Source organism: Phenylobacterium aquaticum (assembly GCF_022695515.1).
Taxonomy (GTDB): domain Bacteria; phylum Pseudomonadota; class Alphaproteobacteria; order Caulobacterales; family Caulobacteraceae; genus Phenylobacterium; species Phenylobacterium aquaticum.
In genome coordinates, this window is record NZ_JALDPT010000075.1 from 1 (window position 1) to 6,075 (window position 6,075).

5 protein-coding genes are annotated in these 6,075 nt (G+C 67.6%); all 5 read right to left on the reverse strand.

Annotation, left to right across the window (positions count from 1 at the left end):
- Positions 1 to 182, reverse strand: a 182-nt coding sequence (locus MQH10_RS25935) for a hypothetical protein (protein ID WP_242566859.1), incomplete at its 3' end; no start/stop codon positions are given.
- Positions 183 to 2,121: 1,939 nt separating this feature from the next.
- On the reverse strand, positions 2,122 to 3,150 hold the full coding sequence (locus tag MQH10_RS25940; protein WP_242566860.1) for a hypothetical protein: 1,029 nt from the start codon (positions 3,148 to 3,150) through the stop codon (positions 2,122 to 2,124).
- Between the two features lie 28 nt (positions 3,151 to 3,178).
- Positions 3,179 to 4,846 carry a DUF885 domain-containing protein gene (locus tag MQH10_RS25945; protein ID WP_242566861.1) on the reverse strand — a complete coding sequence of 556 codons (1,668 nt, stop codon included), beginning with the start codon at positions 4,844 to 4,846 and terminating at the stop codon, positions 3,179 to 3,181.
- Positions 4,847 to 5,084: 238 nt separating this feature from the next.
- Complete coding sequence (locus MQH10_RS25950) at positions 5,085 to 5,483, reverse strand: hypothetical protein (protein ID WP_242566862.1); 399 nt, start codon at positions 5,481 to 5,483, stop codon at positions 5,085 to 5,087.
- Complete coding sequence (locus MQH10_RS25955) at positions 5,470 to 5,907, reverse strand: hypothetical protein (protein WP_242566863.1); 438 nt, start codon at positions 5,905 to 5,907, stop codon at positions 5,470 to 5,472. Before MQH10_RS25955 ends, MQH10_RS25950 begins: the two co-directional genes overlap by 14 nt.
- Positions 5,908 to 6,075: the final 168 nt, after the last annotated feature.

The window sequence follows — 6,075 nt, forward strand, 5'->3', positions numbered from 1 at the left end:
GCGGCCAGGGCCGGAGACCAGCGCACCATACGGGCCCCCGCCGACCCCGGCCCGCCGCCGGCGGCGGCAAGCCGCGGCGCCTGCAGCACCTCGATCTCGGACCTGGGAATATCGCCCCGCGGCCCCACCCCCGACAGAGGCCACCGCGCCGGCGGCGGAGGGTCCTGCGGCGGCCGAACCACCAATCCCCCCAGGCCGGGCACCGCGCGCGCGACCGGCTCCGCCTCCGCACCCGACTCCAGACCACACCCACACCCACACCCACACACAGCTCCGCGCCCTCAGACGCGCCAAACGCCAAGTCCATGCCGACCTCGCCAGCCTCAGATTGTCAGGAACCCGTCCGCCGCCGCGCTCAGCGCGCAGGCCCGGAAGGTGCGGAGATCATGCCGCAAATCGCGCGGGGGTGCAAGAACATTTCATGAACATTATCGTGCAACACTCATCGCTCCGGATTGCGAAGCTTGGCGATATCCCGGAACCAGAATTGCTTGCGCAGTTGGGCATAGCGTCTAGGTTGTATAGCGGCGAGCGCGGAGAGGGGGCCGTGCTATATGATTGACGCAGCACGGATTGACGACCTGCTGGCTGCACCAAAAGCTCTGATCCGTGAGCCTAATTGGGTGCGGGACAGCGGTCCGGCTGTCGTCAAGTTTGTAGCGCCTCTCGCGACTGAAGGGATTGTAGGAGGGCTGGCTCTATATGCCCACGCTACCCTGAACACAGATCCGCAACGTGGCGGCTGCTCACTGGTTTACGATGGGCGACCGATTACCCGCCTGTCCATCAAGCCGGACCATGCCCATCAAAATCCCTTTGGAGGGATGGGGCCTAAGTCGGTTCGCGGGATCACCCTCGCCCCTGGCGTCAGCCGACTTCATTCTTGGAGCCTGAACCGGGCATGGCCCAGGTCAGTGGGAGACAATCTGTCGTTCGGAGAGCCATTGTCGCTAGAGCCTTCATCCTTCGCCGAAGCGCTAACGATCTTCATGGGGATTTGCCATATAGTCGGCGATATTCCGCCCCCGCCTTGGGAGCCGCTGCTGCTATGAGCGTCATTGAGCTCGACCTGAAAAATGTATTGGACGCAGCTGGTTCGTCTCCGACCCAGGATACCCGCGTCTCAACGACGACCCTCTTACCGGGCGGGGGTGTGGCGACCGTCTTGGTCCGCCAAGCTGGGGCGGCCTTTGTAGTCTCCGACGCAGGGGCGGCCCGTGAGGCAATGCTGCATCTGGGTCTCCACGACTTCACCCGCGGGGACGTACGCCGGGCTCATGAGATTGCAGAGACCCGCGGCCTCTCATTCCAAGATGGCGCCTTCCAACTCACAGCCGTCGCGGCAGACCAGATAGGCGCCGCGATTTCCTACGTCGCCGACGCTAGTCGTGCGCTGGTCGCCGAAGCACTGGCCGCCCGAGCGCGGCGCCAAGAGCGCGAACTAGTGAGCCGCACCATTGATCGACTAAGGATCCTGTTCCCAAGCGCGCAGTTGGATACCGAACGAGACCTCTTAGGCGCTAGCACAAAGCGGCATCGCTTCGATCTAGTCATGTCCTTGTCCGCTGACCGCTTGGCCGTATTTCAGACCGTTAGTCCCGCGCCAGCCTCTATGGCCTCAGTCCACCTCAAGCTATTCGATTTGGCGCAGGCTCACCCCGAGTGGCCACGCGAGGCGATTGTCGATGACCTGTCCGCCTGGACCTCCGACGATCTTGCCATCATGCAGCAGGTCACGACCCACTTGAGGGACTTCAAGGGGCAGTGGGCTGATCTGCCTCTGCTGTTCGCAGCCGGTGGGCGGGACGTTACGACTTTTTCCACTCCCGCCGGTCTCCCAGCGCCCCCCAAATTGCTGAACTGACATACCTGCCCGGGTGAGATCCTGTCGCGATCCGGGAGTTCCGCTCCGACCACGCCACTCAATCTCCACGCCAAGCCCCCTGCCCCGCCCCGCCGCTTGGTCAAGGACCGCCGCAGGCGGCCGCCCCGCGGCGGCGCGCCAGCGCCGTCCTTGAGGAAGTGGCGGGGCAGGGGTTTGATCGTTGGGATGTGGGCTGGAGGGGGCGCCGTTCCTGATCGCCGCACCTTCGCAGCAGCCGCGCGATGTGCCTGCAATCGCTATGTTCCACGAGGTGCGAACGCGTGGGCCAGTTCCAGCATCGAGCCTGCCGGCACGCCTAAATTGATGATGAACACCTCGAGATCGAGGTTGCGGTGAAGCCGAAGTGCTCGCGACATTGCGGCATCAATCCAGCTCGCATTGTTGCCAAATGCTCCGCCGCCCAATCGCGTGAGCAGAACTTTGTTGGACGCGCCTCGGGCCGCATTGAGCGCGGCCGCACTCAAGGTAGCCTCATAGGCCGCCTCAAGAATGATTTGGGCGAACGGCGCCCACTCCGATTGATCGATTGAGGTGTAGGCCACTGGCAGGGCCGAGCAGAAGGCCTGCGAGACGAACTGAGGAGCGGCGCGGGCCGTGTCGGTGACCTCCACATCCCACTGCAGTCCGATTGAAAGCCGCTGGCGGATCTCGTCTGCGAGTCGCGATTGTGCTGCGAGGGCGGCTCCGATCCGGCGTAGCGCCCCTGCCTCACAGAGAGCGTAGCCGTTTTGCATACGCCACAAGGCTTCAGGTGCGACTCCAAGGACTTCCCCCAGGACCTGGGCGACGCCCGCTAGACCGTCCAGCTGACGATCGGCAGTTTGGCCGAACTGGTCACCTATCGGTACGAAGTAGTTGCGATAGATCGTAGCCGCGCCGGCAGCGATGGCGCAGGCTGGCCCTTGGGTCTCGTCGTGTTCGTAGTTTGAGACGCCGTCCTCCGGCGTGACGCGCGGCGAGATCATCTCGAGCATGTTGAACTGCGACGCGACTTGAAAAAGGGCTCCTTGAAATCCCGCGATTTGGTGGAATGTCCGCGCATCGCCGCTGAGGTTCCGCACCGAAATTTGGCCGCGGGGCAATGAGGCCCCTGCAGACAGGCGTCGCAGCGCCTCAAGGCTCAAGAGTTCGAACCGCCCCACACCATATGAATTCGGACTGTTCTCCGAAAACAACCTGCCGTCGACGACCTTCAATCGGCGTTTCGTGTCGACATATGCAAGCTCCGGAAATCCGGTCAGGCGCTCAAACCACGTCATGTGCATGGGATAGCCCCCGAAGCTGTGAGCCCCCCTACTTCCTCCCCGCCACCCAATCCCGCACCCGCCGCTCCAGCACGCTCAACGGCATCGACCCCGCCCCCACGACCAGGTCGTGGAAGCCGCGGATGTCGAACTTCGGCCCGAGGTCCTTCTCGGCCTCCGCCCGCAGGGCCATGATCTTCAGCATGCCGATCTTGTAGCCCGTGGCCTGGGCCGGCAGGGTGATGTAGCGGCGCACCTCTGAGCGGGCCTGGTCGGGCGGGCGACGGCCGGTCTTGATCATGTAGTCGACGGCCTGGTCCTCGGTCCAACCTTGCGCGTGGATGCCGGTGTCGACCACCAGGCGGGCGGCGCGGAACAGTTCGGCGTCCAGGCGCATGAAGTCGGCGGCGACGTCGGGATAGACCCCCATCTCCTTGCACAGGGCCTCGGTGTAGAGCGCCCAGCCCTCGCCATAGGCGACATAGCCATAGCCCTTGCGGAACTTGGGCGTGCCGGTCTGGCGCACCTGGATGTCGCCCTGCAGCACGTGGCCGGGAATGCCCTCGTGGCACATCAGGTTGTAGAGGTCGGCCGGATCGTCGGTCTGGCCCAAGAGGTGGACATAGACCCGCCCCGGCCGCGTTCCGTCGGGGCTGGGGCCGGCCGCGTGGGCCGCGCCGCCCGCCACCTCGCTGAAGGCCGGCTCGCGCACCACCTCGACCTTGTAGGCGGGCAGGAGGCCGAACCATTGCGGCAGCAGGGTGCGGGTATGGGCGATGGCCGCATTGGCGCGGGCCAGATAGTCCGCCCGCAGATCATCGGTCCAGGGCTTGGGCGGATAGAGTTTGGCCCGCGCGTCATAGAAGGCCTGGCGGTCGGCGAACCCGGCCTGGCGGGCCAGCGCATCCTGGGCCGCCTCGATCCGCTTCACTTCGGCCAGACCGGTCTTGTGCACCTGCTCGGCCGTCATGTCGGTGGTGGTGTTGAGCTTGAGCGCGGCGGCGTACCAGTCGGCGCCGCCCGGCAGGGAGATCGCGCCGACCTTGCCGCTGGGGGCGGTGGGCAACTCCGCCTCCCCCCAGGCGATCACCCGCTGATAGGCGGGCGCGATGGAGAGCAGGGCGGCCTTGGCGTCGGCCAGCATGGCCTCGGCCTCGGCGGGGGTGGCCTTGCCGGCGGCGGTGAGCTTGGCGACCTTGGCCTTGGCGTCGGCCCAGAGCGGCGAGTCCGGGCCGTCGGTGAAGGGGGCGCCGGTGATGATCGTGCGACTGCCGGCGATCACCCGCTCCACCTCGAAGCGCGGCGCGCGGATCCCCTGCACGGCCGACAGCTTGCTCTGGGCGATGGCGGTGTCGAGCACGGCCGGTATGGCCCTGAGCCTCGCGTCATAGGCCGCCATGTCCGAGCGATCGCGCGCCACATGGGTGTTGATCAGGAAGTTCGGCAGCTCCGAATGCACCGAATAGAGGAAGGAATAGAACGGCGGCTGATAGCGACGGAACCTGTAGGACACCTCGGCGCGGTCGAGCTCCAGCGCCCAGATGTCGTAATTGGCCTGGGCGTCCGGCGACAGCTTGGCCCGGTCGAACTGGGCCTTCATCGCCGCCACGCTGGCGCGCCGCCATTCCAGCCGCTTGAGCAGGCCCGCGTCGCTGATGTCGTCCAGCTGGTCCTCGCCCTCCTTCAGCCCCAGCCGGGTGGCGAGCTGCGGCCGCATCGTCAGCTCCTGGGCGAACTCTCCGTCCAGGAAGGCGATGAAGCGGGCGTCCTCGGCGGTGGGCGGCGCGGAGACGGCCGGCGCCGGCGCCTGGGCCTGGGCGGCCGCGACCGGCGCGGCGAGGATCAGGGCGGCGAGCGCCGCGCTCCGGACAGATGACGCATGGGGTCCCCCTTTACTCAGAGGCAGGACCCTAGTCCGACGCGGGCGACTGGCAAGGCGGGAGTGGGCGCCGCACCTAGTCCTCCGCCGCCCCGTCCACCGCGCCGGCGACGAGGTCGCGCCAGGTGGGGTCGGTGTCGTCGACCAGGTCGCAGTCCTCCAGCAGGGCCACGGCCGAGTCGCCGTCGGGCAGGATCAGGCCCAGCACCTCCATGACCTCGCCGTCGGGCCCTACATGGGTCTCGGCCTGCACGGCCACGGCGGCCTGCTCGCCGTCGTCCTCCCACCAGATCAGCGGCTGGGGCAGGTCCATCTCCAGCACCCGGGCCTCGTCGGTGTCGCCGAGCGCGAAGACCGCGCGCCGAGCCTGGACGTCGTCCAGCGTCGCCACCGCGCCCGTGAAGGCGACCAGCCGGGTCCAGTCATCGACATCGAACCCGCCGCCGTCGGCGTCGTCGTCATCATCGGGGATCATCGGCGGCTCCTTGGGCGTGCGCCGTCCTGTCTAGACCGGCGGCGCGGGCAAGCAAGCCGCGGGCGGCGATCAGGTCGGGCAGAGCCTCAAGGTCGCCGCCCACCGTCTCCCTCAGGGGGGCGGCGATGCCGGCCTCGCGCAACAGGGTCCGGTAGTCGCGGGCGAAGGCCCAGGCCTCGGCCCCGCCGACCGAGACCCGCCGGAACATGGGAAAGGCCGCCGCCGCCGGGCCATGGCGGTTCAGGATCTCGGTCACCGCGGCGGGGGTCAGGTCCTCGACCCGCGCCAAGCCCGCGGCCTGCAGAAGGACGGAAAGTTCGTCGGCCCGCGCCGGCTCGCCGAGCAGGCACAGCGCGGCGGTCACCAGGCCCAGGCGGTTGGCGGCCGGCCGGCCCCGCGGCGGAAAGCGGATCACATTGTCCAAGGCAAGTCCTCTGGGACGCCCGCCGCGACGGGCGGTCCGTCGGATGGCGGGAAAGGTCGCTAGAAGTCGCGCCAGCCGTTCGCGTCGGCCTCGGCGTCGGGCTCGGCGGCCAGGGCGAGCGCCAGCCGTCCCTGCGCCTGGCGGACCGGATTGCGCGGCGGCGGCGCG